Source organism: Burkholderia sp. PAMC 28687, from assembly GCF_001577465.1.
Taxonomy (GTDB): Bacteria; Pseudomonadota; Gammaproteobacteria; order Burkholderiales; family Burkholderiaceae; genus Caballeronia.
Map to the genome: position 1 here is coordinate 812,641 of NZ_CP014507.1, position 25,376 is coordinate 838,016.

The following is a 25,376-nucleotide window of genomic DNA, read 5'->3' on the forward strand; positions in this document are numbered from 1 at the left end:
TGCGGCTCAACGGTGTCATCGGGTTGCATGCGTCTTTTGCGCAAGTTCCACCTGGCACCGGTGCGAGAGTTGGTTTTTGGTCGGTCAGGGTCCTGGTTCAGAGCCCCACGCAGCGAGCCGCAGCCGCGAGTGAAACACCGGCCGAAGGACTGAGGGAGCTGTCGGGAAAATCATGTAAAGGCACATCCAGTGTTCTTTTGTTGAGCGGACCGGAACGCTTGGCTGCACCGTGCCGGAGGTCTGTGTTTCTTCGCCCTTCTCCGCTCGCTTCATGGCGCCTTGTCCGTTATCACCTTACGGAACTGGCGCACGTTGAAAGCATGCTGCGGGAGAAAAACGATTAGGGAAAGTTAGAAAAATTTATTGTATAAATTCAGGATCGTTTATGGATGGAGACATGGTGATGATGCGCAACGCGACGTTCAGGCAACTCAAAATATTCGAAACCGTCGCCCGAAGACTCAGCTTTTCCCGAGCCGCCGAGGAGCTCTACCTCACGCAGCCGGCGGTTTCCACGCAGGTGAAGCAGCTTGAGGAGCACGCCGGCCTGCCGCTCTTCGAGCAGCTCGGGAAGAAGATCTACCTGACGAGCGCAGGGGTCGAAATGCTCCATCACAGCCGCGCGATCCTCGAACAATTCCGCGAAGCCGATGACGCCATGGCCCGTCTTAAGGGTATTTCCGGAGGCACGCTCAACGTGGCGGTCATCAGCGCGGGCGATTATTTTTTTCCGCGCCTGCTCGCCGAATTCACCAAGCGCAATCCCGACGTCAAGCTCAACCTCGCGGTGCATAACCGTGAGGAACTGCTGCACCAGCTCACCGACAACCTCACCGACCTGGCCATCATGGTTCGGCCGCCGAAGGACATGGACACCGACAACGTGTCGTTCGCGCCGCATCCGTACGTGATCGTCGCGCCGCCGGATCATCCGCTGGTCGGCGTAAAGAACATCCCGCTCGAGTCGCTCTCCGAGGAGCCGTTCATCGTGAGAGAACGGGGTTCGGACACCTGGAATTCCATGGAAGAAGGGTTTGCTGGAAGGCTCAAGTCGCTCAACGTCGCCATGGAGATCACCAGCACGGAGACCATCAAGCAGGCAGTGATCGCGGGCATGGGCATCAGCTTCCTGTCCGCTCACACCATCGCCATGGAACTGCAGGTCGGGCGTCTTGCCGTGCTCGATATCAAGGGTTTTCCCGTCATGCTCAACTGGTATCTCGTGCATCGCCACAACAAGCGCCTTCCGGCCGTAGCGGCAGCGTTCAAGCAGTTCCTGATCGATGAAGGTGCGGCGCAAATCTCGGCGATAACGCATATCGGGTAAACCATTTATTAGGTATTCTGAATAGTCACGGTAAAAAACTGTGACTATCGTCTATGGATCATTTTTTCTATCCTGCAGTTAAGCAACACGGCCAACCAGGAGACAAACCATGATCCGTTCACAAGCCACCACCGCCGCCGACGAGCGCGAACTGCAAACGCAACTCTGCGCATACAACAGCGCCTTCGAAGAACTCGACCTGATGTTTCGCTGGGACGCCGATACGCTCAAGGCGCTCTCCGGCGCACCCAACGACCAGGCGCGCATTGCGCGCTACATCGAAGTCCACTGCCCGCATCTGCTCAAGGCCTACAGTGCGGAATTTCTCTGCCAGGCGATCGTCGACAAGAAAAACGCCTACTACGACGCCTGCAGTGCCACGACCATCGCTCGCGCCGACGACACCCGCGGCGCCAAGATGTGGCGTCCCGAGTACGACACCGCGCGTGCAGCGGCTTGATCTACCGGAAACGGCCAGCTAGATGACAGCAGGCCGTCTTCCTCGTGCGCCCTTCAACCGCCCGGTTTGCCTTCGAGTTCGGCCAGACGTTTCTTCAGGTTGCGTTCTTCGGTGAAGCGGGTGGTTTCGTCGCGGATGACGGCGACGATGCCCGTCACCACGGCGTCCGGTCCCGCCGAATGGAGCAACGCGACCGTGAAGGCAATCGATAGAGCCCGCCCGTCCTTGTGCACGGCCGGCACGCGCAACACGTCGTGGCCGTAGCGCGTTTCGCCCGTTGCCATGGTCTTTTCGTAGCCCGTCCAGTGGCGCCCTCGCAATCGCTCGGGAATGATGATGTCGAGCGAATGGCCGAGCGCTTCATCGGGCGTGAACCCGAACATGCGCTCTGCAGCGGGATTCCATAACGTGATGGCCCCGCTTGCATCGGAGATCACGATGGCGTCGCCGATCACGTCGACCAGTTGTTCGAAATCGATTGGGGATGTTTTTGTATTCACAGCGCTGCTCATGGTCGAAGCACCCTGGTTGAAACATGCAGCGCTGTGAGTTCGTGAAAACCCACAGCGCCGCAGTTACGCGTTCAAACCGCCTGAGCGTCGTGCAGCTTGCTGATCTGGTCGCTGCTGTAACCGAGGCTTGCAAGCACTTCGTCCGTGTGTTCGCCGAGCAAAGGTGACGCCGTGATGTCCGGCTTCATGTCGGAGAACTTGATCGGGCTGCCCACGGTCAGGTACGAGCCGCGTTCCTTGTGCTGGACTTCCGTGATCGTGCCGCTCTCGCGCAGCGACGGATCGTTGGCGAGTTCCTTCATGGTCAGGACTGGTGCGCATGGGATGTCGAACTTGCGCAGAATGTCGACGGCTTCGAACTTGGTTTTATCGGCGAGCCAGGTTTCGATGGTCGCGAAGATGTCGAAGATGTGCGGCTGCCGTGCTTGCGCGGTGTTGTACTTCGGATCCTCGATCCATTCCGGCTTGCCGATCGCCTTGCAGATCGGCGCCCACGCGTGGCCCTGGATCGTGAAGTAGATGTACGAGTTCGGGTCCGTTTCCCAGCCCTTGCACTTGAGCACCCAGCCCGGCTGACCGCCGCCGCCGGCATTGCCGCCGCGTGGGACGACATCGCTGAATTCACCGTGCGGGTATTGCGGATACTCTTCCAGATAGCCCAGGCGGTCGAGGCGCTGCTGATCGCGCAGCTTCACGCGGCACAGATTCAGCACGCTGTCCTGCATCGATACCGCCACCTTCTGACCCTTGCCGGTCTTATCCCGGCCAATCAACGCCGTCAAAATGCCGATGGCCAGATGCATGCCCGTGTTACTGTCGCCGAGCGCGGCTGCGCTGATGGTCGGAGGACCATCCCAGAAACCGGTCGTCGATGCCGATCCGCCCGCGCACTGCGCCACGTTTTCGTAGACCTTGAGGTCATCGTAATGATGGCCGTCGCTGAAGCCCTTGACGGACGCCAAAATCATCTTCGGGTTCAGTTCCTTGATGTGCTCCCACGGGAAACCCATCCGGTCGAGCGCGCCCGGGCCGAAATTCTCGACCATCACGTCCGATTCCTTGATGAGCTTTTCGAGCACTTCCTTGCCTTCCGGCTTCTTGGTGTCGAGCGTGAGCGACTTCTTGTTGCTGTTCAACATGGTGAAGTACAGCGCATCCACGTTCGGGATATCGCGCAATTGCGTGCGCGTCACGTCGCCGGAACCGGGACGTTCGACCTTGATCACGTCCGCACCGAACCACGCGAGCAACTGCGTGCACGCCGGCCCGGCCTGAACGTGCGTGAAGTCGATGATCTTGATGCCTTCGAGGGGCCTGGTCATGGCTTTTGTCTCCTGACTGACTGGATTAGTTGGTGTGTTGGATAAAGCGCAAGGGGAAGAGAGAGGCGCGTCAAGCGTGCTGGGATGTGTTGTCTCCTCTTCGAGGCGTCTATTGGCGCGGTGCCTACGGGCAACCGTCGTTTCTTGTGATATACAATATTCCGAACACAGTATTAGTCAAGGATATTTATTCATCGAACCGGACGTGACGCAATGCAGCAGGCGCAATAACGCCGTTAACGCCGGCGCCACAGCGTTAGCCTGTTGCAGTGCAAAAGAGAGGAAAAAGGGAGACTGGTGAGATCGTCGTCCGCAGCGAGCGAACGACGGCACGGCGGGAGAACCCTAAGCAGTGGTCGGTCGGCTATCCGATCCGACCCGCCACCTTTGCGGCGTCACGCCTTCCCATTGGTTGAACGCACGCGAAAACGAGTTGACCTCCTCGAAACCGAGGAACCAAGCGATTTCACCGGCGCCTAGATCGGTGCTCCCAAGCAGCCTGCGCGCAATCCGGTTGCGCACCCGATCCAGCAATTGCTGGTAAGTCGTGCCATCGACGGCGAGTTTTCTTTGCAGCGTCCTCGAACTGATGCCCATTTCATGCGCGAGTGCATCGACGCTTGGCCGTTGCCCGCGCATGCTCCGCGCAATTACCGCCTCGACCTGATCTGAGAAGGTCTGCGTACGGCTCAGTTCGGCGATACCGGCATCGAGCTGAGGTAAAACGGCCGCCAGCAAATCCGCGTTATGCGTGACGAAGGGCAGCGCGAGCGCGGCGGTATCGAAGACGATCACGTCTTGTGGCGCGTCGAAAACGATCTCGCAACCGTAATGGCGCGCGAACATCGTCCGGTTCGACGCCCGGCGCGTCAGTTCCACGCGGCGCGGCTTGATCTCGATGCCCGAACCGCGCCGGGCCATCGCCAACGCCGATGCGAACATTGCGTCGGCGAGAAGATCGGGGAGGTTGCCATCGGCGAGAAGCCAGCGGAATGCAACCGACGCTTCGGCGCCGTTGATATCGACGATGACCTCTTCCGGACAGCTTAGCCGCTTGTAGCGGCCGAGCTTGGCGAGGGCATCGCGGAAATTCGCGGAATGCAACGCGGCGAGCGACATGATGTCGAGCTGGCCGTGCGAAGTTTGCTCGCCGATGCGCAAGCCGATCGCCGGATCGCCGCTCACCTGCGCAATGGCTTCCCATAACGCGAAGTACTTCTGCGTCGTGACGCGCAGCCGCAGCCGCTCGGCGTTGGCCGCCGGCGGCCACGCAATGCCGGCCGCACGGAAAGTGCGCGCGACGTCCACGCCCAGCGTGTTGAGCCGGGCGATCAGCGCGGGACTGATGGGAACGCCGTCTGTTTTCATGGGCCTCGATTTAGTCGGTCGCTTTCTGCTTAACGATATCGAGTTTATCGATAAGACCGCGCCAGCCGGTGGCATCGTCGGCATCGGTGGACATGCTCAAGTCGCGCCATTGTGCGTCCATCGCGCCGCGCGCCTCGTGCAATTGTCCCGCGATATGCACGGCGTCGCTGCCCAAAAGCAGACGCAGCGGCGGTTCGTCCACTTCCGCGATGCTCAGGATCGCCTGCGCGGCTTTCGCCGGATCGCCGACGGGCTTGTGCGAATTCCGGTACTCCAGCAAAGGAGCGATGCTCTGTGCATAGTCGGGACCGGGAGCGTGGATGGTCATCGAGGAACCCGCCCAGTCCGTGCGGAAACCGCCCGGCTCGACAATCGTCACCTTGATCCCGAGCGGCGCGACTTCCTTCGCGAGCACTTCGGAAAAGCCCTCGACCGCCCATTTAGCCGATTGATAAGCGGCCAGGCCGGGCGAACCGACACGTCCGCCTATCGATGAAACCTGGATGATGTGCCCGCTGCGCTGTCCGCGAAGGACCGGCAGCGCCGCACGCGTGACGTTCGCGACGCCGTAGAAATTGGTTTCCATTTGCGCGCGGAAATCGGCGTCGTCACCTTCTTCGATCGATGCAATGTTGCCGTAGCCCGCGTTGTTCACGACGACATCGAGACGGCCGAACGCGCTGACGGCTTCCTGCACGGCGGCGCGTGCCGACGCGGGATCGGTGACATCGAGTGCGACGGCGCGCACGCGCTCGCCGTATTGCTCGACAAGCGCGTGAAGGTCCTCAGGGCGACGCGCGGTCGCGACCAGACGATGCCCCGCCGCGAGAACTGCTTTTGCCAACTCGTGGCCGATGCCACGGGAACTGCCGGTGATAAGCCAGACTGACGACATGAGGTGCTTCCTTTTAACGATGAACGAGGTAAATGCGTTCACCGATTCTAGGAGCGAGACCTCGGCGGCACTAATCCGATCGCGCCAACGTGCAATCGGATTGCGCCAGGCCGTTGGAACAGTCAGCCGTGGCGCTTCTCGCTGTCCAGATGCGCCATTTGCGCCGCGGCATACCGGTCGCCCGCTGCCGCACCCTTCGGAACGGCCTGTTCGATTGCGGCGAGGTCATCGGCCGAAAGCGTGACGTCGAGCGCGCCCAGTGCTTCGGTCAGGCGCTCGCGCCGACGCGCGCCGATCAGCGGCACGATGTCCTTGCCCTGTGCCGCGACCCATGCAATCGCGATCTGCGCCACGGACACGCCCTTCGCTTGCGCGATTCGCCGCAGGGCATCGACGAGCTTCAGATTGCGTTCAGCGTTTTCGCCCTGGAAGCGCGGACTATGCGCGCGGAAATCGCTGCCCGCCAGATTCTGCGCGGGCATCCAGTGCCCGCTGATCAGCCCGCGTGACAGCACGCCATAAGCCGTCACACCGATGCCAAGCGCGCGGCAAGTATCGAGAATATTGTCTTCGATACCGCGCGAAAGCAGCGAATACTCGATCTGCAAATCGGCGATCGGATGCACGGCTGCGGCGCGGCGGATGGTGTCCGAGCCGACTTCCGACAGCCCGATGTGCCGCACATACCCCGCCTTCACCAGATCCGCAATCCCGCCGATGCTTTCCTCGATAGGCACGTTCGGGTCGAGCCGCGCAGGACGATAGATATCGATGTAATCAAGCCCCAGTCGCTGCAGCGAATACGCAAGGAAATTCTTGATGGCTGCAGGCCGTGCGTCGTAACCTGCCCAGCCTCCCGCCGGGTCGCGCAACGCGCCGAACTTGACGCTGACGACGGCGGCGTCGCGTTTCATACCCTTTAACGCTTCGCCGATCAGCGCTTCGTTATGGCCGCTGCCATAGAAATCGCCGGTATCGATCAGGTTGATGCCCGCGTCGAGCGCCGCGTGGATCGTGGCGATGCTTTCGCCACGCTCCGACGGCCCGTACATGCCGGACATGCCCATGCAGCCGAGCCCGAGGGCGGACACTTGCGGTCCTGTTTTTCCGAGTTGACGCTGTTCCATGCTCTTTCTCCTGTTCGTGCCGATGCGGATGCGATAACAGGAGTATGTGAGCCGCCCAAGCGTGCGACAATCCGGCCGTTACAGCACGGGCTGTACGGAAAAACGCACAATGGACGATCCCGATCTCTCCGATCTCAACGCTTTCATGGCCGTCACTCAAGTACGCAGCTTCCGCGCGGCGGCGCGTGTGCGCGGCGTGTCCGCATCGGCATTGAGCGAGGCGATCCGGCGTCTTGAAGCGCGTCTCGGGGTCCGTTTGCTGAACCGGACCACGCGCAGCGTCACCGTGACGGAAGCGGGCCAGCGGTTGCTGGAACGCCTTGGGCCGGCGCTCGGCGAGATTGCCGGCGCGCTGGACGCGGTCAATAGTTTTCGGGACAGCCCGACCGGGACATTGCGCCTGAATGTCCCGACCATCGTTGCGATGCATGTCTTGCCGCCGATCGTCACGCGCTTTCTGGCCGCGCATCCAGGTATCAGGCTGGAGGTGGTATCGAACGATACGTTTATCGATGTGCTTGCAGCCGGTTTTGATGCCGGCATTCGCTACGACGAACGTCTGGAGCGCGACATGATCGCCGTGCCGATCGGCCCGCGCACGCAGCATTTCGTGGCGGCGGGTTCGCCCGCGTATTTCGAGAGACATGGCCTGCCCGTGCACCCGCGTGACTTGCTGGACCATGCGTGCATTGGCCACAGGTTTGCGAGCGGCGTGCTGGCAGCGTGGAATTTTGTGCGCGGCGACGAACAGGTTCGATTCACGCCACGAGGGCCGCTGGTGGCAACGACGCTGGCACTGGAAGTGGCCGCAGCGACCGCCGGCCTGGGAATGATCTATACCTTCGACGAATTCCTGCGTCCGCAAATCGACAGCGGCGCGCTCGTGCCGGTGCTCCACGAGTGGTGGGAGCACTTTTCAGGGCCGTTCCTGTACTACCCGAGCCGCACGCACATGCCCGCGCCGTTGCGTGCGTTCATCGATTTCGTGAAGGAAGAGTGACCGGCTTCCCGTCCGTTGGCTATCGGTTGGCGAAGAAAGACTTCGCAGCGCTCAATGCGTCTTCGACTGCCGCCCGGTCCACATCCAGATGCGTGACCCAGCGCTGTTTGGTCGCGCCATAGGCCGACGTGATGCCAATTCCGTGCGACGCGAGATGCGCCGAGAATCCCTCGGCAATCGCGCCGTCCACCTCGACAAAGACGATGTTGGTATCCGGCATCGTGACCTTGAGCTGGCTGAACGATGCAAGGCCTTCGGCCAGTGCCTTCGCGTTCGCGTGGTCATCGGCTAGACGCTCCACGTTGTGTTCGAGCGCGTAGAGGCCCGCCGCCGCGAGAATCCCGACTTGCCGCAAACCGCCGCCCAGCATCTTGCGCGTACGCCGCGCCTTCGCAATCAGCGGCGCACTGCCGACCAGCACAGAGCCGACCGGCGTGCCCAATCCCTTCGACAAACACACGGACACCGTATCGAATGGACGCGCGAGGGTCGCGACAGGTGTCTTCAGCGCCGTGGCCGCGTTGAAAATGCGCGCGCCATCGAGATGGGTAGCCAGCCCGTGGCGGCGCGCAAGCGCTGTCGCCGCCTCCATGTATTCATGCGAGAGGACCTTGCCGCCGATCGTGTTTTCCAGCGCGAGAAGCCGCGTGCGCGCGAAATGCGAATCGTCGGGCTTGATCGCTTCTTCGATATCCTGCAGCGCGAGCGAACCATCGGGCTGATTGTTCAAGGGCTGCGGCTGAATGCTGCCGAGCACGGCCGCGCCGCCGCCTTCCCATTTGTACGCATGGGCCTGCTGGCCCACGATGAACTCATCGCCCCGTCCGCAATGCGCCATCAGCGCGACCAGATTCGATTGCGTACCCGATGTCAGGAACACCCCGGCGTCCTTGCCGAAGCGTTCTGCGAGCGTTTCTTCCAGGCGGGTGACGGTAGGGTCATCGCGAAAAACGTCGTCGCCCACTTCCGCCGATGCCATCGCGGCGCGCATCGCCTGGCCGGGTCGCGTAACGGTGTCGCTGCGGAAGTCGTGCTTGATCGGGGTACGCATTTCGGCTCCTGGTTTGTGGAGCGCTTATTTTGCCATTGTGGATGCGCAGTCGTGAGTTGCGTCATAAAGGCCGGTGGGTTTGGCGAGTTCGCAATTCCCCACAGTTAATCAATTAAATCAATATCTTGCAGGCGAAACCCACACATGAGAATTAACTTCATGCACGACCTTATAAAGCACTTGAAGTTAGGTTCCCGTACTACACATTATTTTTCAAGCAAATCAAAAGTTTAAGAAGTATTCTTAAACAAATTATTAGGTTTGTTATAATTCTCTTTTATATCAAATAGATAACACGTATATCTAATGCAAATTATCAAGTTTCGCCACTGCCCACGCAAGCGAAGCGCGCCGCGAAGCTCCGAACGTATAAACTTCCGCAATCCACTGCGACCAAGCCTCGACTCCCATGAACGCGCCCGACCCGCAATTGCAAGACGATCCCTACATCGGCCGCTATGAACGCTCCGCCGGACATGGCGCCGAATGGTGGCGCGTGACGCTCTCCGACAGGCCCCAGATGTACCGGATCGAACATGGGCGCGACGAGGCGCCGGCGAATATCGATACCGTCGTCGATCTTGAAAACCTGAAATCGAAGCTGCAAAAGTGGCATCGCGAAGGTTTTCTGCGTCCCGGCGACAAAGAAGCGCCAGTTGCCGGCGAAGGACGCAACGGCTTTCTCAAGGACCTCAAGCGCGCAGCACCGGGCAAAGCAATGTTCGCCACGCTTTCTCAGCCGGACCATGCCACTACTTTGATCGGCACAGTCGAAATGCCGCTCGGCCACGCCGGTCCGCTCGTGCCGCGCCTGAATCCCGCCTACCTCTTCCCCGGGCGCTTCGCCGACATCCTTCAGGACATCGTCGAAAACCGGCGTGTGATGCTGATCGGACACACCGGCGCAGGCAAAACCAGTCTGATCGAACAGGTCGCGGCGCGCTCGCAACACGGCGTGCTGCGGGCGAATATGAACGGGCAGACGACCATCGGCGATTTCGTGGGGTTCTGGACCGTGAAAGGCGGCGAGACGCTGTGGGTGGACGGCGTGTTGCCGACCGCGATGCGCGAAGGCCTCTGGCTCGTGGTCGATGAAATCGACTTTGCCGAGCCATCGATCCTCGCCGTGCTGACCGCCGTGCTCGAACCGCACGGACGCTTGCTGCTGAAGGAAAAAGGCAACGAGCTGGTCGCGCCGCATGCGTCGTTCCGGTTGTTCGCGACCGCGAACGCTGTCGGTGCAATGAGCATTTATCGTCATCTGTACCAGGGTGCAAACCTGATGAACGAAGCCTTTCTCGACCGATGGCGCGTGTACCTGATGGATTATTTGTCGCCGGAAGAGGAAGCCGAGGTGCTGATGCGCACGCTCGGCGCGCGCATCACGCCTCCGATGGCAAACACGCTCGCCGCGATTGCTGCCGATTGCCGCGCGGCCTTCGCCCGGGAAGATCTGGCGAGCGCGTTTTCGACGCGCCGTTTGCTCGACTGGGCCGACCTCATGCTTCGTTCGGGCGATCCGGAGCGCGCCGCCGGCCCTGCGATCTACGCAAAAGTGAGCGCGGAGGACGCTGCGCTGATCCGCAGCATCATCCGGCATCACATCGCGTTTGACGATTGAGCCGCGTTCGTGAGCCGCGCCCAACTCACGTCTGACACGCTAAGCCGGCTCGCGCGGGTCCTGACGGGCCGCTATGGCGTGACCGTCTCCTTCGATGCACGCGGCCCACGTGTCGAACGCGAGCGCATCGTGCTTGCGGAACCCGCGCCGGATTCACCGGACGCGGACGCCCTCACCGGCCAGCTCGATCTGCTCGCGGCGCGCTGGAAGTTTTCCGTCATCGATGAGATCGACGCGCTGCCTTCAGGTCCGGCGCGGCAACTTGCCGAGGTCATAGAAGACCGGCGTGTGTGCGAGCGTTTGTTCGCCGACTATCCGGGTGCCCGTGGATATGTCGAAAGGCTGCGCGCGCAGAAGGCGCATGCCACGCACCAGAAATGGTCCACGCTTTCATGGCGCGACAAGCTGATCTGGCTTGTCGAAGGCGCGCTGTGGGGCGAAACGCCCGCCGTCACGGAACGCACGCCCGCGCTTCTGGCCACGCTCGGCGCTGTGACCGATGCGCTGGAAACTGCGCGCAAGAGCCGGTCGACGCGCGAAAGCATCGCGAATGCGCACGCGCTCGTGGCGCGGATCAGATCGCTCGGCGCGGGCGACGTCAATACGATGATGTTTACCGCCGACGCCGATGACACGCTCGACGCCGAGCAAGCCGCGAGCGATCCGGACGTCGCATCGGAAAACGAAGCGCCGGACGCAGCTTCAGCCGATGCCACGACCAGCGCAACATCGCCGTCGGACGCCGCTGCGCAGGCTTCCGAAGCACAATCGCCCGCGGCACCCATGTCGGCGGACGATATAGATCTGATCGATGGCCGCCCGCGCCTCTCAATCCCGCTCACCACCGCATACGACATCATCACCGACCTGACGGGCCGAGGCGACCCTGCGGCATGGCGAAACCTCCGCGCACTCGCCCGCGCGGAAACCGCTCCGCTGACCGCGCGCCTTGAGCGGGCGCTCAAAGCCGACGAACAGACGCATTGGAAACGCGAGCAGGAACGCGGCGAAATCGACCGGCCGGCGCTGGCGAAGCTCGTGGTGTCGCCGGGTTATCGCACGCCGTTCCGTGTAAAACGCACGACCGAAGGCCGCGACGCAGCAGTGACTCTGCTCATCGACCTTAGCGGGTCCATGGCTGGAAAAAAGATGGATCTGGCGCGCCTGTGTGCAGCGGCGCTGTGCGATGCGCTGATGCAGTTGTCGTTCAAATGCGAAGTGCTAGGGTATAGCTCCGTAGAGTCCGCGGAGATGCGAGCGTATTACCAACAGATGCTCGGAGAAGGCGAAGATCTAACCCGATACAACCGCAAGCTCGAACGCTTGGACCTGAGGATCTACAAGCGGTTTGGATCGAGCAATCCCACCGGCCTGAGCACAATCGACTGCAGCCACGAGAATCCCGACGGCGAAGCGCTGGTCTGGGCGGCCGGCCGGCTTTTGGCGCAGCGCGCAGGACGCCGCATCCTGATGGTGCTGTCCGATGGTTACCCCGCCACTGGCGACGGTCATCCGGTCATCTTGCGAACTGATTTGCGGGCGCGGATCGGTGAAATCACGGCATCGGGAATCGAACTCGTTGGCATCGGCTTGCTCGATGACGCCGTAGAAAAGTTTTATGCGCATAACATCGTCATGGAGAAACTCGTCGAGCTTCCAACCATGGCGTTCGCGATCCTCAGCGAGCTTCTGCTCGCAAAGCGCGGTTGACGAATACCCGCGGCAAAAAAACAACTCTGACCCCGGCATTTAATTCAATAGCTTGCTAACGAATTGTCGGCGAAATACAATGCCCGCCATGCCGACAATCGATGTCCTCCGACAATCCGTAAGCAGCGCGCTTGTGATCGCCTCCCGCCAGTGGCGGCGAACCAGTCATAGCGTGATCGCCGCCTACAACGTCTCCGAAGCCTGCGCTACCCCGCTGCTTATCGCGGGGCGGCTCGACGCGCCCGTTCGGCAGGTGGCGCTGGCGGAAATGACGGGAATCGAAGGCCCGTCGCTCGTGCGTCTGCTCGATCAACTGTGCGCCGCCAGTCTCGTGCGCCGCGAAGAAGATCCAGACGACCGGCGCGCCAAGATCATTTCCCTCACCGACGAAGGCCGCAGCGTCACCGCCAAGATCGAGAAAGAACTGATCGGCCTGCGCGCCGATGTGTTGCAAAACGTCACCCAAGAAGACCTGGAAGCCACCCTGCGCGTATTCGCCGCGTTTAAACTGGGTGCGGCGACGCCCGCGTCCCAGGCATCGTCGAAATCCCATCCGGCCGGCACCGATACGGAAGAAGGCGTCTAGCGCACCATGACGTACCCCACTTCGCGCGAATGGCTGTTTTCGGTCAAGACCTTCATTGCTTCCATGCTGGCGCTTTACATCGGCCTCAAGCTGGAATTGCCGCGTCCGTACTGGGCGATGGCGACCGTGTATATCGTCTCGAATCCGTTTGTGGGCGCAACCCGCTCGAAGGCTTTGTATCGCGCGCTGGGAACCATGATCGGCGCGGCGGCGGCGGTGCTGTTCGTGCCGCCGTTCGTGGAGTCGCCGTACATTTTCAGCGCCGTCGTTGCAATCTGGACGGGCACGCTGCTGTTTCTCGCCATATCCGACCGCACCGCGCGCAGCTACGTCTTCATGCTGGCGGGGTACACCATGCCGCTGATCGCCCTGCCCTCCGTCATGAACCCGGCCGGCATCTTCGATCTCGCCGTTTCACGGACCGAGGAAATCGTGCTCGGCATCGTGTGCGCGAGCGTGGTCGGCGGCGCGTTGTTCCCGAGCCGTCTTGCGCCCACGCTGATCGAACGTACCGACGCCTGGTTCCGCGACGCCGCGTTCTACACGAAGGAAACGCTTTCCGGCCGGCTCTCCGGTCAAACCATTGCGGCATGCCGCCAGCGGATGGCCTTGACAGTCAATCAGCTTGAGTTCCTGCTGAGCCAGCTCGCCTACGACCATAGCCGGCCCGACGTCCTTGCTCGCGCGCAAGCGCTGCGCGGACGGATGCAATTGCTGCTGCCGATCATGTCGGCTATCGGCGATCCGCTCGCGGCGTTGTTCAGCGGCCAGCAGCCACCGCCGGACGGTCTCAAGCCGCTTCTCGACGATATCGTCAAGTGGTTCGACGAACCCGTCGATGCAAAATCGGGGTCCGCTGATGCCGATGCCAACGCCGACGCATTGCGTGCCCGTGTCGCAAGCCTGCAACCCGATGCCGACGGCCTGCGCACGTGGGACGGCGCGCTGCTCTCGAGCACGCTCTGGCGGCTGAAACAGCTCGTGGATGTCTGGCAGGACTGCCGCTCGCTGCGCGTGATCATCACCAACGAGCAAGGATCGTGGCGGCCGCGTTATCGACACTGGCGGCTCGGCGGCACGCAGCAATATTTCGATCGCGGCATGCTGATGTTTTCGGCGGGCTCGGCCATGCTCGCCATCTTCGTTTCCATGAGCATATGGATTGCGTCCGGCTGGAACGACGGCGCGGGCGCCGTGACCCTGGCGGCGGTCGCGTGCTGCTTTTTCGCCGCGCTCGACGAACCCGCGCCGCAAGTGTTCTCGTTTTTCATCTACACATGTCTTGCCGTGGTGCTGGCCGGGCTATATCTCTTCGTGATTTTGCCGACCGTGCACGACTTCCCGATGCTCGTGATCATGTTCGCAGTGCCGTTCATCTTGATCGGCACGCTGATCCCGCGTCCGCAGTTCAACCTCGCGACCATGCTGACGGCCGTGAACACGGCGACGTTCATCAGCATCCAGGGCACCTACGACGCCAATTTCCTGACCTTCATGAACAGCAACCTCGCGGGTCCGGCCGGGCTGCTGTTCGCGTTCGTGTGGACGCGTGTGACGCGGCCCTTCGGCGCGGAACTGGCGGCTTCGCGACTGATCCGGTCGAGCTGGCGCGACGTGGTACTAAGCGCATCGACTCGTCCCGTCGATGACCAGAAAAACCTGACGGCCCGCATGATCGACCGTTTGATGCAGATCATTCCACGCCTTGCCGCCACCGACGAACGCCGCCATCCGTCCATCGAAAGTTTCCGGGACCTGCGCATTGCGTTCAACGCGCTCGATCTGCGGCGCCTGCGGCGCAGGCTCGGCGAAGCGGAACTGGCGTCGGTGGACAGCGTGCTCGAAGGCGTGCGCGCTTACTTCCAGTACAACGTCGAGCGTGGATCTCGGCAACCGGTACCGCAAAGCCTGGAAACGGCCATCGATACCGCCCTCACGCGCATCACGCGCCGCGGCGGCGCGGTCCATGCCGAAGCCAATGCCGAAGCTGCAGCCTCGCAGACCCAGGCGCCCCCGCCGGGCCGTCAGGTACGCGATGCGCTGCATGCGCTCGTCGGCATGCGTTTGTCGCTGTTTCCGGAAACCGTCGCGTCCGCGCTGCCGCCAGAACCCGAGGCCGCAGCATGACGCGCCGTTTGCTCATCCCTTTACAAAGCATCCCGCGATGATCGGCGAAATCGATATCTACGGCGTGTTCCTGCCGGCCGTGCTGATCCTGATGCTGGTCTCGTACCTGCTCTGCCTCGTGCTCACGCGCGTGTTCGCGCGCGTGGGGCTGTACCGTTTCGTCTGGCATCGTTCCATTTTCGACCTCGCGATCTACGTGATCGTGCTTGGCATCGTGGTCATTGTTTCGCATCGGCTATTACCGTGAAAAAAACCTGGTTCTCGATTGGACAGATCCTCTTTACGCTCGTCGTCGTGGCGATCGCCGCGTTCGTGCTGTGGCGGCTCGTGGGCTATTACATGTTTGCGCCGTGGACGCGCGACGGCCATGTGCGCGCCGACGTCGTGCAGGTGGCGCCTGATGTCGGCGGCCTGATCGTCGATGTAAAAGTGGTCGATAATCAGCCGGTGAAGGCCGGCCAGGTGCTCTTCGTCATCGATCAGGCGCGTTACGCGCTGAGCTTGCGCCAGGCCCAGGCGACCGCACTGCAGCGCCGCGCGACGCTCGACCAGGCGCGCCGCGAAGACGCGCGTAACCGGACGCTCGGCGACCTCGTCGCACGCGAGATCACGGAAGAAAGCCGTTCGCGCGTGCAGCAGGCCGAAGCGGCGCTTGCCGATGCCGAAGTCGCCATCGATACCGCCCGCCTCAACCTGCAACGCACGACGATCGTGAGTCCCGTCGATGGTTACCTCAACGACCGCGCGCCGCGCACGGGCGAGTTCGTGACGGCGGGACGCTCGGTGTTGTCGGTGGTGGACCTGCATTCGTTCCGTGTCGATGGATACTTCGAGGAAACGAAGCTGCGGGGTATCGATATCGGCCAGGCAGTCGACATCAAGGTGATGGGCGAACCCGCGATCCTGCGCGGGCATGTGCAGAGCATCGTGGCGGGTATCGAGGATCGTGACCGCGTGCAGGGATCGAACCTGCTGCCGAACGTGAATCCGGCGTTCAGCTGGGTGCGGCTTGCGCAACGGATTCCGGTGCGCATTGCACTCGACGAAGTGCCGGCGGATTTCCGGATGATCGCGGGGCGCACGGCGACGGTGTCGGTGCGTGATTTGACGCCGACCGGAAACACCCGCGCCGACGGCGCTTCATCGGCTTCGGCAGTGTCTGCACCGGCCACGGCCAGCGGCGTGGTTCCTGTGACCACCGGCGTCGCCGCATCCGCACCGGCGGCAAGCAAATGAAGATGCCGCGCGCCCTTGCCCTGACGCCGTTCGTGCTCGCGCTCGCCGCGTGCTTCACCGTCGGCCCTGATTATTCCCTGCCGAAAGACGCTGCCGTCAACGCGCCGTACGCGAACGCGCCGCTCGACGGTGCACAAGGCCAGTCGACGGTATCGGCGGGCGCCGTGCCCACGCACTGGTGGCGTCTCTACAACGATCCCGTACTCGACGACCTCGTGCAGCAGGCGATGGCATCGAATACGGACCTGCGCGTGGCGGCGGCGAACCTCGGCCGCTCGCGCGCCGCGCTGAGCGTCGCGCAATCGCAGGGCGGGTTTTCGGGCGGGGCGTCGGCGGCGTTCAAGCGCGCGCAGGAATCGGCCGAACAGTACCTCATCTTCGAAAAGATCCCGGTCGCGAACGAAGGCGATGTCGGCATCAACATTTCGTACGAACTCGATCTTTTCGGCACGCTGCGCCGCGGCGTTGAAGCGGCGCAAGCAGACAGCGATGCAACGCAGGCCGCCGCCGATCTCGCGCGGATCTCGGTCGTGGCCGACGTCGTGCGCGCTTATGTACAGAATTGCTCGGCGGCCGAAGAACTCGTGATTGCGCAAAGGTCGCTGGCGTTGCAGCGCCAGCGGGTATCGGTATCGCGCAGGTTGCAGCAGGCTGGACGCGGCAACGCGCCCGATGTGACCGCCGGCCAGACGCAGGTCGCCACGCTCAGCGCGAATATCCCGGTGTACACCGCGCGCCGCAAGATCGCGCAATATCAACTGGCGGCGCTGCTGGCGCGTTCGCCGGAAGACCTGCCCAAGGCCGTGTACGCCTGCAACAAGACGCCGACGATCGCACAACCCCTGCCCGTCGGCGATGGCGCCGCCCTGCTGCGCCGCCGCCCCGATGTACGGCAAGCGGAGCGAAGGCTGGCGGCATCGACCGCGCGCATTGGTGTCGCGACGGGCGCGTTGTATCCGACGGTGAGCATCGGCGCGTCTGCCGGTTTGACCGGCGTGCTGGAAGACCTCGGCACGCAACCGACCGCGCGCTGGGGCTTTGGTCCGCTGATCAGCTGGACGTTCCCGGTGAATGGCGCACGCGGCCGGATTCACGAAGCGCAATATGGCGCCGACGCTGCGCTCGCCCAGTTCGATGGTGTCGTGCTCAAGGCATTGCGCGAGACGCAGTCGAGTCTCGCGACGTATTCCGCCGATTACACCCGCGCCGACGCGCTGCGGGCCGCGCAGAAATCGGCGGCTGAATCCGCCGATCAGACGCACCGGTTTTTCCTCGCCGGGCGCGAATCGTTTATCGCCGATCTGGATGCGACTCGCGTGCTGACATCGACGAACGCGCAGTTGTCGGCGGCCGAGGGGCAAGTGGCGATCGATCAGGTGAATTTGTTCCTTGCGCTGGGCGGGGGATGGGAGATGGGTTCGTCCCCTGATCCCAGCGTTGCTGTGGCGCCCCGCCCGGTCTCTGCTCCCACGAGCGGATCGGGAACACCTCATTTCATAAAGTACGACAGCGCCGATTAGTCTGCTATGACCGGCCTTGGTCTCCTGAATCGATTCGGGAGAAGCCTGTTTTGAAAATCAGCGATCAGTTTGTGCAGTTGGTATTTGCACCCATCGGTTACAGTTTGTCCGTTTCGATTACCATGGCTACGTAAATTGGTATATTTTCAAACCATGCTGAGTTCGAAAAAATCTACGTACGCCAACCATGAGTGAGCCAAACCAGCGAAAACTAAACCAACTCGGGATCTTGCTTCCGGAAGGTTTGCTTGTGGACGCCGAATGGCTGTCCACGAACCACTATTCCACGTCTCTTCGCTCCAAGTACGTCGCCGCTGGTTGGCTTGAACAACCCGCGCGCAGGGTTTATCGGCGTCCCCGTGGTCAACTCGGCTGGCAACAGGTCATTATCTCTTTGCAAACGCTGCTTGAGCGCCGCCTGATTGTTGGCGGCCGCACGGCCCTCGAGCTGCAAGGCTATGCGCACTATCTTTCGCAAAGTTCTCCCGAGATCCATCTTCACGGTCCCGCCAGACCGCCGGGATGGCTTTATTCGCTCCCGCTTAAGGAACGATTTGTCTATCACAACAGCGCGCCACTTTTCGGGAACGACCTGAGCGTTGTCGAATTTCCCCCTCTTGTCCGGAATGACGAGCTTCCCGCGCGAGATCCCGCCTTATTCCAAGATGCCGGATTGCGCTCGCTTCCATGGGGTCAATGGAACTGGCCACTGACAGCCTCGACGCCCGAACGCGCCGTGCTCGAACTTCTCGATGAACTGCCTGGCCACGAAAGTTTTCATCAGACAGACATGCTGATGGAAGGATTAAGCAATCTTGCTCCACGACGCCTGCAAGCGCTACTTGATCGATGCCAAAGCGTGAAGGTCAAGCGTCTCTTCTTCTTCTTTGCGGACCGGCACGGTCATGCATGGCTCAAGCATATCGATCGATCGAAAATCGGGCTTGGTTCGGGCAAGCGGGTGCTGGTAAAGGACGGACGTCTGGATTTCACATACCAGATCACCGTTCCCAAAGATCTCGACGAGGTACATTGAATGGCCTTTGCCGATGTTTATCGACGTCAGGTCGAATTACTGATCCGGACCTTGCCTTCCGTCTCCGCAGAAGAGCATTTCGCGATCAAAGGCGGCACCGCCATCAACCTTTTCGTACGCGATCTGCCACGTCTTTCAGTCGATATCGACTTGACCTATTTGCCCATTCAGGACCGTCCGGCTTCGCTTGCGGCGATCGATACGGCCATGAAACGGACGGCCGAACGTATCGCCGGGGCTCTCCCTGGAACACGCGTTCTATTCGCGCGTTCCAGGGAGGACGTGGTCACCAAACTCGTTGTTCGTCATGACGGTGTACAAATCAAGATAGAAGTGACGCCGGTTCTCAGGGGGTGCGTGTTTGAACCGAAGATGCGCTCGGTCACACCGAGCGTCGAGGAGGAATTCGGATTTGCCGAGATGCGTGTACTTTCCTTCCCGGACCTTTACGCGGGCAAGATCGTTGCGGCGCTGGACCGACAGCATCCGCGTGACTTGTTTGATGTGCGCGATCTGCTGGCTAACGAGGGTATCGACGAGTCACTGCGGCGAGCGTTCCTGATCTACCTGGTCAGCCATGATCGACCGATGGCCGAGATCCTGACCGTTCGACGCAAAGACATCGCGGCTGAGTTTGAGCGAGGTTTTGTCGGAATGACTCGCGATTCGGTCCAGCTCGAGGAACTCCTGGCGGCGCGGGAAACATTGGTTCGCGAGATGATTGGATCGATGCCAGAGATCCATCGGGAATTCCTTCTGGCTTTCGAGCGCGGCAACCCCGCCTGGGATTCCCTCGATTTGCAAGCCGCCGCGGAGTTGCCCGCAGTGCGATGGCGCCAACGCAATCTGAATAGTATCGATACGGACAAACGAGCAGCCCTCGTGGCACAGCTCGGAAAGGTTCTGTCATCAACGTGATCGATCGACGCTTCCCCAAACCTGATCCCGGCGCGCTTTCCGTGTAACCTTGAGCGCTCCCTGACCCCGACGTTCAACCATGCGACGCATTCCCCAGCAAGAACGCGCCGAGAAGCGCATGCAGGACATGCTCGCGGCCGCCGGCACCGTCATCGCCGAACGCGGCCTCGAAGCCGCCACCATGACCGAGATCGCCGCACGCGCGGGGGTATCGATTGGTGCGGTCTACCAGTATTTCCTGAACAAGGACGCGCTCGCCATCGCGCTGCGCACCGAGTATGGCGCGCTCATGGACGAACGCTGGAGCGCGCTCGCCGAGCATGCACGCACCGCCAGCACGCCCGAGCTCGCCGGGCGGCTGATCGACCTGATGACAGGGTTTATCGGCGACCATCCGGCTTATCTGGCGTTATCGGCGGCGTCCACACCCACCAATCGCAGCGACGACGACCGCAGCCGCCTGCGGCAACGCTTCGCGGAACTGTTCGCGCACCGACGCACAGACCTGGCGCCAGCCGACGCACTGCGCATCGCCGAGGTGCTTCTGCAGATCGTGAAGGGTCTCCCGCCGCTCTACATGGCCGCGAAACCGAAGGAACGGCGTCTTCTCATCGATGAATACAAGACCGCCGTGACGGCGTATCTCACCGCGCGCCTGAACTAGCGGCATGCAGGTTGCTGCGCAGTAAGGTGTACGCTCGCCGAACCGCCACATTTTGCGCATGTTCCAGGCTTGACCGGGACTTGTGTCACGCACATCGCGCGCACTCCGACCTCCGGGCTCATGAAAACTTTCCATTGCAACCACTGCAATCAGTTGGTGTTCTTCGAGAACTTCCGCTGCGAACGCTGCGAGTCCCTGCTGGGCTTCATTCCCGAACTCGCCGAAATCAGCGCGTTCGAAGACGCGGGCGACGGCCTCTGGCGCAGCCGCCACCCCGAACGCGGCGACGCGGGCCTGTACAAGCCGTGTCATAACTACGCCGTCGAAAAGGTCTGCAACTGGATGGTGCCGGCCGATTCACGCGATCCCCTCTGCCACGCGTGCCGCCTGACCCACACCATTCCGAACCTCGGCGTGCCGAACCGTCGCTACTACTGGTTCCGGCTGGAAGCGGCAAAGCGGCGCCTGCTCTACACGCTCGGCGCGCTCGGACTTCGCGTGGACTCCCGCCAAGACAATCCGAAGACGGGGCTGCAGTTCGAATTCATGGAGGATGGCCGGGGCAAACGCGTGCTGACTGGCCACGACAATGGCCTGATCACGATGAACATTGCCGAGGCCGACGACGCCCAGCGCGAACGCGCCCGCCTCGCGATGGGCGAGCCCTACCGTACCTTGCTGGGGCATTTCCGGCATGAGATCGGCCACTACTATTTCGACCGGCTGATCGCGGATACGCCGTGGATCGACAGTTTCCGGATGCTGTTCGGCGACGAACGCGCGAGTTACAGCGGAGCGCTCGCGCGCCACTACAAGGAAGGCCCGCCGCCGGACTGGAACAAGTCGTTCGTGAGCGGCTACGCGACCACGCACGCGTGGGAGGACTGGGCGGAGACATGGGCGCATTACCTGCACATCTTCGACACCATCGATACCGCCCGTGCCTGCGGCGTGGCCCTCGCGCCATTGAACACGCTCGATCCCACGCTCGTGGCGCAGCCGCCCGTCGGCGAAGCGACCTTCGACCACCTGATGCACCAGTGGTTTCCGCTCACCTATGCGCTAAACAGCCTGAATCGCAGTCTCGGCATGCCCGACGCTTACCCGTTCGCGCTCGCGCCGCCGGTGGTCGAAAAGCTGCGCTTCGTGCATCGCGTGATCGCGGCCGCGGGGCAAGTCCAGCAATAAACTTCTTACGCCACGGCTTTGAGGGCTGCCGGGCTCGCACTGGACGAAGCCGGTTGCCCGCCGTGCAACGATACCTTCGACGTCTCCGGCAACATCATCCCGCCAATCAGGCCCATCACCGAAATAACGATCAGGTACAGCGCCGGCGACATGTTGTTGCCGGTCGTCGTGATCAGCCACGTGGCGACGAGCGGCGCGGTGCCGCCGAAGATCGTGTAAGCGAGGTTATAGGTGATGGCTGAAGCGGTGTAGCGTGTGCGCGTCGGGAATATTTCGGACAACAAAGGTGCGGTCACTACGCCGGACAACACTGCGCCGATCGCCAGCAGTCCTACCCCCAGCACCGACGGCAGGAACTGCCCTGAACTGCCAAGCGAAAACGATGGATATACGGTCGCGATCAAAATCACGCACGTCGTCAGCACGGTTTTCCTGCGTCCAACGAAGTCTGAATACAAACCTGCGAGCGGGCACAGCGCAGCCGCGAAAAACAGCGCAATCACGGTAATCAGCAAGGATGTCGCACGATTCAGATGGCCGGCGACCTGCAGGTAAGTCGCGAAGTACGTCGTGAACATATAAAACGACAACGCCGTCACGGAGATGAACGCGCCCAGCTTCAGGATGCCTGCCGCCTGCGTGCGCAGCGTATCGCGTAATGGCGCGTGCGCCACGGCATGCTCGCCCTCGAGAGCACGGAACGCCGGCGTTTCGTTGAGATTCATCCGCAGATAAAGCCCGATCAAGCCGATCGGCGCGGCCGCCAAAAATGGCACGCGCCAGCCCCACGAGCTCATGGCATCGGCGGACAGGGAGGCATCGAGCGCGTAGGCCACGACCGCGGCGACCGCGAAAGAAGAAAACGTCGAGACCGGCACGAAACTGCCATACCGCGCACGCTTGTGCTGCGGCGCGTGTTCCATCACGTAGGCGCAGGCACCGGCATATTCCCCGCCGGCCGAGAAGCCCTGCACGCAGCGGATCACCGTCAAGAGCAGCGGCGCGAATGCGCCGACGGCGGCGTAAGTCGGCAATAAACCGATCAATGTCGTCGCGCCTGCCATCAGCAAAATAGTCAGCGCCAGCGTGCGCTTGCGGCCGATCCGGTCGCCGATCACGCCGAACACAATTCCGCCGAGCGGCCTGAACGCAAACGCCACGGCGAACACGGCAAAGGTCTTGAGCAGTCCGACAGCGGGGTCTCCGCTCGGAAAAAACTCGCGCGTGAGGATGGTCGCGAGAAAGCCGTACGCGGCGAAATCGAACCATTCGACGAAGTTGCCGATCGAAGCCGCGAGAATCACTTTGCGCAGCGTTTTCAGATCGACTTCAGGAGGCGCGGCTTCCAACGTTCTCGACATTCGATGACTCCCGGATAAAGGACTGGCCTTGGCTGTTTGTTGGATTGATGGGTTCCCTTTGAGTAGATGCGACCATAAACCGGACTCCTAGAACGATCGCGTCATAGTGGTAGGACCCAGGCGACACGAACACCATGCCGCCCTTTGCCGTCTCCTCGCAATCTGCAGGAGTTCGATGTACGCCAGTCATTGGTATCGATGACAGCGATGGTTTCGCCGTCGACCAGGCGCTGGAACTGACCGGTGGTGAAGGCGCTGACCGGGGCTGCGAATGCGTGGGTTATCAATGCAGTTGCAAGGGCCACGAAGTCCCGATCATCTCGCACGAATTGCGCTCGATGAGGCGCCCGAAGCGTACAAGCACTTCGACGCACGCGGCAACGGCTGCATAAGCATCGGGAGCGCCGTCTGACCGCGCTCCCTCAGCCTTTTTTGAGTCCTGCCGATTTGAACGTCCCTTGCGCGCTCGCGATCAGGATCTTGTCGTCCACCCACGCCTCGCCGCGTGAGAAGAAAATGCTGCGGCCCTGTCTTTCGATGAAGCCCTTCGCCGTAACGCTTTCACCCAGCCCCGTATCAAGGTAATTGACCGTCAGCGACAACGTGAAGCCGTGCCTGGCAGGTTCGTCCTCGGGTGCATACAAGCCGGCATAACCGCAGGCGGCATCGAGCAGCGTCGCCACCACGCCGCCCTGCAACACACCGCGCCGGTTCAGGTGCTTCGGCTGGATCGGCATGCGAAATTCGGCGTAACCTTCCTTCCAGCCTACATGCCGGGCATCGAGGTATTCGAGGAAAGGATTGTCGAGGACGAGATTGGACATCGGGAAAAGATCTCCTTTGCCGACCGGAGTTATCGCCGCAGCACTTAGTCCGGTCTCGTGAATCTTGATAGGATCGACCGGAAAAAAAGCTAACTTCGATCCCGGCCGGAACATTGATTCGATCACTATAACCAGGCCACGGCGAAGTCGTTGGCCTGCAGGCTATCCCCCGGCAAGCCTGTCCATCTTTGCCGGAGCGGCGAGATGTACGCGTGCGCAAACTGAATCGACGTCCAATAAAGCGCTCAGGCAATCGCCTGCGGTTTATAGCCGCCCACTACTGCTCTGCGACCAGCTCCGGATAGCGACGTCTATTTCGCACCGCGTTCAAACCGGTCTGAGCCCGTGCGGCTATTGGTACGACATCGTGAATGTAGCCAATGCCTTGATCGATCCGGCCGTGACGTTTCCGGTACGAATGTACTGCGCCGTTAAAGGCAGCACGAGCACGCCGTTCGGCGAAGCACCGATCAACCACTGATTCGGCACATTCGGCCCCGCCGCATCCGGACCGAAACTAACCGGCGTGCCCTTGTCCCTGAGGACCTGTACACCAACGCCCTTGGCCGTCGATTCAGACGCGAGGTTAAGCACGTTCGAACGGTTCGACGGATCGACTGCGTCGGTGATGACTATGGAAACTTGTGCGCCGGTTGCACAGGCAAAGCTGAGGTTGAACGATTGAGCGCCGGCCGTGGTTCCCAGGCCGCCTGAAAATCCGCGTACGGATACGGTGGGGAGCGCAACGACCGGAGCGTCGGTCTGTACTGAACAGGTGGCAGTGCTGAGCGTGCCGCTTGCCGTGCCCGTATAAAGCGAACCAAACTGGTAACTATTGCCAGGACTGTCTGAGTGCTGATAGGTGATCGTGACGGTCGGGATTGTTAAAAGGCTCGATGCTCCCGCGGCGACAGGACCGGTCGTCACGAGACTGACGACACTTGCGATATCGATATTTACGTAAGGTCCACCGACCGGCGTGTTGACGGGACAGGTCAGCCTGGCCTCTCCTTTGTCCAGCGTGGCATTAACCGCATTGCACGCCGGTGCGTTGAACGCAAAGCGAACACCCAGGCCTGGGACGTTGGTCGCATAGACATCACTAAACCCTGATGCCAGCGACGCGGTCGTCTTAAAAATGGCGTATTCGTCGGCTGAAGTCGAGACGGGCGCAGACGAAAGAAGCCTGCACGGTATCTGAAACGCATCCGGTGCCAGCGTCTTGACCGTGGCCCCCACAGCAGGCGACGCCGGGACCGAAATGGTTCCTGCGGCAAGCACTTTGCTTACGTTCACCGGGTAAGTGCATGTCAGGCTGGCGCGTGCGGACGTCGCGCTGAAGACAATGCACGCTGTAAGCGCAATGAAGAAAAGGTGCCTGCTGAAAGAGGTCTGGATGCCCCAATCGATAGCAAAAAAGCGGTTGTTCGCCGAGCGGTCGGTGCTGCTAGTGGCAGATGAAACGAATGCGATATTTGGCCACATAAACATTGAAGCCCTTCAGGTAGCAGGTCAATATGTAA

24 protein-coding genes are annotated in these 25,376 nt (G+C 61.5%); 15 read left to right on the forward strand and 9 right to left on the reverse strand.

The features are described from left to right. The first annotated feature begins 406 nt into the window (after positions 1-406). Together AX768_RS26555 and AX768_RS33015 are read left to right on the forward strand one after the other, a co-directional pair. Positions 407-1,327, forward strand: a complete 921-nt coding sequence (locus AX768_RS26555) for a LysR family transcriptional regulator (protein WP_062003695.1) — start codon at positions 407-409, stop codon at positions 1,325-1,327. A 109-nt stretch (positions 1,328-1,436) separates the two neighbouring features. After that, positions 1,437-1,787 (forward strand): hypothetical protein, encoded by a 351-nt coding sequence (locus tag AX768_RS33015; protein WP_062003058.1) that lies wholly within the window; start codon positions 1,437-1,439, stop codon positions 1,785-1,787. Positions 1,788-1,840: 53 nt separating this feature from the next. Here the strand turns inward: AX768_RS33015 and AX768_RS26565 are convergent, their stop codons facing one another. The 5 genes from AX768_RS26565 to AX768_RS26585 form a co-directional block, all read right to left on the reverse strand. Next, on the reverse strand, positions 1,841-2,287 hold the full coding sequence (locus AX768_RS26565) for a PAS domain S-box protein (protein WP_231941560.1): 447 nt from the start codon (positions 2,285-2,287) through the stop codon (positions 1,841-1,843). Between the two features lie 83 nt (positions 2,288-2,370). Next, a complete protein-coding gene (gene frc, locus AX768_RS26570; RefSeq protein ID WP_062003060.1) occupies positions 2,371-3,621 on the reverse strand; it encodes a formyl-CoA transferase in 1,251 nt (416 codons plus the stop codon). Between the two features lie 345 nt (positions 3,622-3,966). Further along, positions 3,967-4,989: an AraC family transcriptional regulator gene (locus AX768_RS26575; protein ID WP_062003061.1), complete on the reverse strand. Its 1,023-nt coding sequence runs from the start codon at positions 4,987-4,989 to the stop codon at positions 3,967-3,969. A 10-nt stretch (positions 4,990-4,999) separates the two neighbouring features. Further along, a complete protein-coding gene (locus tag AX768_RS26580) occupies positions 5,000-5,884 on the reverse strand; it encodes an oxidoreductase (protein ID WP_062003062.1) in 885 nt (294 codons plus the stop codon). A 122-nt stretch (positions 5,885-6,006) separates the two neighbouring features. Next, a complete protein-coding gene (locus AX768_RS26585) occupies positions 6,007-7,011 on the reverse strand; it encodes an aldo/keto reductase (RefSeq protein ID WP_062003063.1) in 1,005 nt (334 codons plus the stop codon). 109 nt (positions 7,012-7,120) lie between these two features. Here AX768_RS26585 and AX768_RS26590 point away from each other — a divergent pair, with 109 nt between their 5' ends. Next, complete coding sequence (locus tag AX768_RS26590) at positions 7,121-8,011, forward strand: LysR family transcriptional regulator (RefSeq protein WP_062003064.1); 891 nt, start codon at positions 7,121-7,123, stop codon at positions 8,009-8,011. Positions 8,012-8,030: 19 nt separating this feature from the next. Here AX768_RS26590 and ltaE read toward each other — a convergent pair whose 3' ends face one another. Next, the gene (gene ltaE / locus AX768_RS26595; protein WP_062003065.1) at positions 8,031-9,062 is read right to left on the reverse strand and encodes a low-specificity L-threonine aldolase; all 1,032 of its coding nucleotides are present in this window, start codon (positions 9,060-9,062) and stop codon (positions 8,031-8,033) included. Positions 9,063-9,471: 409 nt separating this feature from the next. On the opposite strand from ltaE, the gene AX768_RS26600 reads away from it, so the two are divergent. The 11 genes from AX768_RS26600 (at position 9,472) to AX768_RS26650 (ending at position 21,668) form a co-directional block, all read left to right on the forward strand. Beyond that, positions 9,472-10,683, forward strand: coding sequence for an AAA family ATPase (locus AX768_RS26600; RefSeq protein WP_062003066.1), 1,212 nt, complete (start codon positions 9,472-9,474; stop codon positions 10,681-10,683). A 9-nt stretch (positions 10,684-10,692) separates the two neighbouring features. Then, positions 10,693-12,393 carry a cobaltochelatase CobT-related protein gene (locus tag AX768_RS26605; protein WP_062003067.1) on the forward strand — a complete coding sequence of 567 codons (1,701 nt, stop codon included), beginning with the start codon at positions 10,693-10,695 and terminating at the stop codon, positions 12,391-12,393. An 88-nt stretch (positions 12,394-12,481) separates the two neighbouring features. Then, positions 12,482-12,979 carry a MarR family winged helix-turn-helix transcriptional regulator gene (locus tag AX768_RS26610; RefSeq protein WP_062003696.1) on the forward strand — a complete coding sequence of 166 codons (498 nt, stop codon included), beginning with the start codon at positions 12,482-12,484 and terminating at the stop codon, positions 12,977-12,979. 6 nt (positions 12,980-12,985) lie between these two features. Continuing rightward, entirely contained in the window at positions 12,986-15,106 is a 2,121-nt protein-coding gene (locus tag AX768_RS26615) for an FUSC family protein (protein ID WP_062003068.1), read from the forward strand. A gap of 37 nt (positions 15,107-15,143) precedes the next feature. Beyond that, positions 15,144-15,353 carry a DUF1656 domain-containing protein gene (locus tag AX768_RS26620; RefSeq protein ID WP_062003069.1) on the forward strand — a complete coding sequence of 70 codons (210 nt, stop codon included), beginning with the start codon at positions 15,144-15,146 and terminating at the stop codon, positions 15,351-15,353. Continuing rightward, complete coding sequence (locus AX768_RS26625) at positions 15,350-16,342, forward strand: efflux RND transporter periplasmic adaptor subunit (RefSeq protein ID WP_062003070.1); 993 nt, start codon at positions 15,350-15,352, stop codon at positions 16,340-16,342. The genes AX768_RS26620 and AX768_RS26625 overlap by 4 nt, the downstream gene beginning before the upstream one ends. Beyond that, on the forward strand, positions 16,339-17,862 hold the full coding sequence (locus tag AX768_RS26630) for an efflux transporter outer membrane subunit (protein ID WP_062003071.1): 1,524 nt from the start codon (positions 16,339-16,341) through the stop codon (positions 17,860-17,862). The genes AX768_RS26625 and AX768_RS26630 overlap by 4 nt, the downstream gene beginning before the upstream one ends. A 187-nt stretch (positions 17,863-18,049) precedes the next feature. Then, complete coding sequence (locus AX768_RS26635) at positions 18,050-18,898, forward strand: type IV toxin-antitoxin system AbiEi family antitoxin domain-containing protein (RefSeq protein WP_062003072.1); 849 nt, start codon at positions 18,050-18,052, stop codon at positions 18,896-18,898. Beyond that, positions 18,899-19,816: a nucleotidyl transferase AbiEii/AbiGii toxin family protein gene (locus AX768_RS26640; RefSeq protein ID WP_062003073.1), complete on the forward strand. Its 918-nt coding sequence runs from the start codon at positions 18,899-18,901 to the stop codon at positions 19,814-19,816. Positions 19,817-19,895: 79 nt separating this feature from the next. Further along, entirely contained in the window at positions 19,896-20,480 is a 585-nt protein-coding gene (locus AX768_RS26645; protein WP_062003074.1) for a TetR/AcrR family transcriptional regulator, read from the forward strand. A gap of 120 nt (positions 20,481-20,600) precedes the next feature. After that, complete coding sequence (locus tag AX768_RS26650; RefSeq protein WP_062003075.1) at positions 20,601-21,668, forward strand: zinc-binding metallopeptidase family protein; 1,068 nt, start codon at positions 20,601-20,603, stop codon at positions 21,666-21,668. A gap of 5 nt (positions 21,669-21,673) precedes the next feature. Here AX768_RS26650 and AX768_RS26655 read toward each other — a convergent pair whose 3' ends face one another. Then, a complete protein-coding gene (locus AX768_RS26655) occupies positions 21,674-23,029 on the reverse strand; it encodes an MFS transporter (RefSeq protein ID WP_062003076.1) in 1,356 nt (451 codons plus the stop codon). 134 nt (positions 23,030-23,163) lie between these two features. On the opposite strand from AX768_RS26655, the gene AX768_RS33925 reads away from it, so the two are divergent. Further along, entirely contained in the window at positions 23,164-23,421 is a 258-nt protein-coding gene (locus AX768_RS33925; RefSeq protein ID WP_062003077.1) for a hypothetical protein, read from the forward strand. Between the two features lie 30 nt (positions 23,422-23,451). Here AX768_RS33925 and AX768_RS26665 read toward each other — a convergent pair whose 3' ends face one another. After that, positions 23,452-23,853: a PaaI family thioesterase gene (locus AX768_RS26665; RefSeq protein WP_062003697.1), complete on the reverse strand. Its 402-nt coding sequence runs from the start codon at positions 23,851-23,853 to the stop codon at positions 23,452-23,454. A gap of 351 nt (positions 23,854-24,204) precedes the next feature. After that, positions 24,205-25,344 (reverse strand): fimbrial protein, encoded by a 1,140-nt coding sequence (locus AX768_RS26670; protein WP_082779101.1) that lies wholly within the window; start codon positions 25,342-25,344, stop codon positions 24,205-24,207. Between the last annotated feature and the right edge of the window lie 32 nt (positions 25,345-25,376).

Coding starts and splice junctions, on each gene's coding strand:
- AX768_RS26555 (WP_062003695.1), top strand. CDS start 407: ATGCGCAACGCGACGTTCAGGCAACTCAAAATATTCGAAACCGTCGCC.
- AX768_RS26575 (WP_062003061.1), bottom strand. CDS start 4,989: ATGAAAACAGACGGCGTTCCCATCAGTCCCGCGCTGATCGCCCGGCTC.
- AX768_RS26650 (WP_062003075.1), top strand. CDS start 20,601: ATGAAAACTTTCCATTGCAACCACTGCAATCAGTTGGTGTTCTTCGAG.
- AX768_RS26640 (WP_062003073.1), top strand. CDS start 18,899: ATGGCCTTTGCCGATGTTTATCGACGTCAGGTCGAATTACTGATCCGG.
- frc (WP_062003060.1), bottom strand. CDS start 3,621: ATGACCAGGCCCCTCGAAGGCATCAAGATCATCGACTTCACGCACGTT.
- AX768_RS26585 (WP_062003063.1), bottom strand. CDS start 7,011: ATGGAACAGCGTCAACTCGGAAAAACAGGACCGCAAGTGTCCGCCCTC.
- AX768_RS26580 (WP_062003062.1), bottom strand. CDS start 5,884: ATGTCGTCAGTCTGGCTTATCACCGGCAGTTCCCGTGGCATCGGCCAC.
- AX768_RS33925 (WP_062003077.1), top strand. CDS start 23,164: ATGCCGCCCTTTGCCGTCTCCTCGCAATCTGCAGGAGTTCGATGTACG.
- AX768_RS26610 (WP_062003696.1), top strand. CDS start 12,482: ATGCCGACAATCGATGTCCTCCGACAATCCGTAAGCAGCGCGCTTGTG.
- AX768_RS26620 (WP_062003069.1), top strand. CDS start 15,144: ATGATCGGCGAAATCGATATCTACGGCGTGTTCCTGCCGGCCGTGCTG.
- AX768_RS26665 (WP_062003697.1), bottom strand. CDS start 23,853: ATGTCCAATCTCGTCCTCGACAATCCTTTCCTCGAATACCTCGATGCC.
- AX768_RS26630 (WP_062003071.1), top strand. CDS start 16,339: ATGAAGATGCCGCGCGCCCTTGCCCTGACGCCGTTCGTGCTCGCGCTC.
- AX768_RS26655 (WP_062003076.1), bottom strand. CDS start 23,029: ATGTCGAGAACGTTGGAAGCCGCGCCTCCTGAAGTCGATCTGAAAACG.
- AX768_RS26600 (WP_062003066.1), top strand. CDS start 9,472: ATGAACGCGCCCGACCCGCAATTGCAAGACGATCCCTACATCGGCCGC.
- AX768_RS26615 (WP_062003068.1), top strand. CDS start 12,986: ATGACGTACCCCACTTCGCGCGAATGGCTGTTTTCGGTCAAGACCTTC.
- AX768_RS26645 (WP_062003074.1), top strand. CDS start 19,896: ATGCGACGCATTCCCCAGCAAGAACGCGCCGAGAAGCGCATGCAGGAC.
- AX768_RS33015 (WP_062003058.1), top strand. CDS start 1,437: ATGATCCGTTCACAAGCCACCACCGCCGCCGACGAGCGCGAACTGCAA.
- AX768_RS26590 (WP_062003064.1), top strand. CDS start 7,121: ATGGACGATCCCGATCTCTCCGATCTCAACGCTTTCATGGCCGTCACT.
- AX768_RS26670 (WP_082779101.1), bottom strand. CDS start 25,344: ATGTTTATGTGGCCAAATATCGCATTCGTTTCATCTGCCACTAGCAGC.
- AX768_RS26635 (WP_062003072.1), top strand. CDS start 18,050: ATGAGTGAGCCAAACCAGCGAAAACTAAACCAACTCGGGATCTTGCTT.
- ltaE (WP_062003065.1), bottom strand. CDS start 9,062: ATGCGTACCCCGATCAAGCACGACTTCCGCAGCGACACCGTTACGCGA.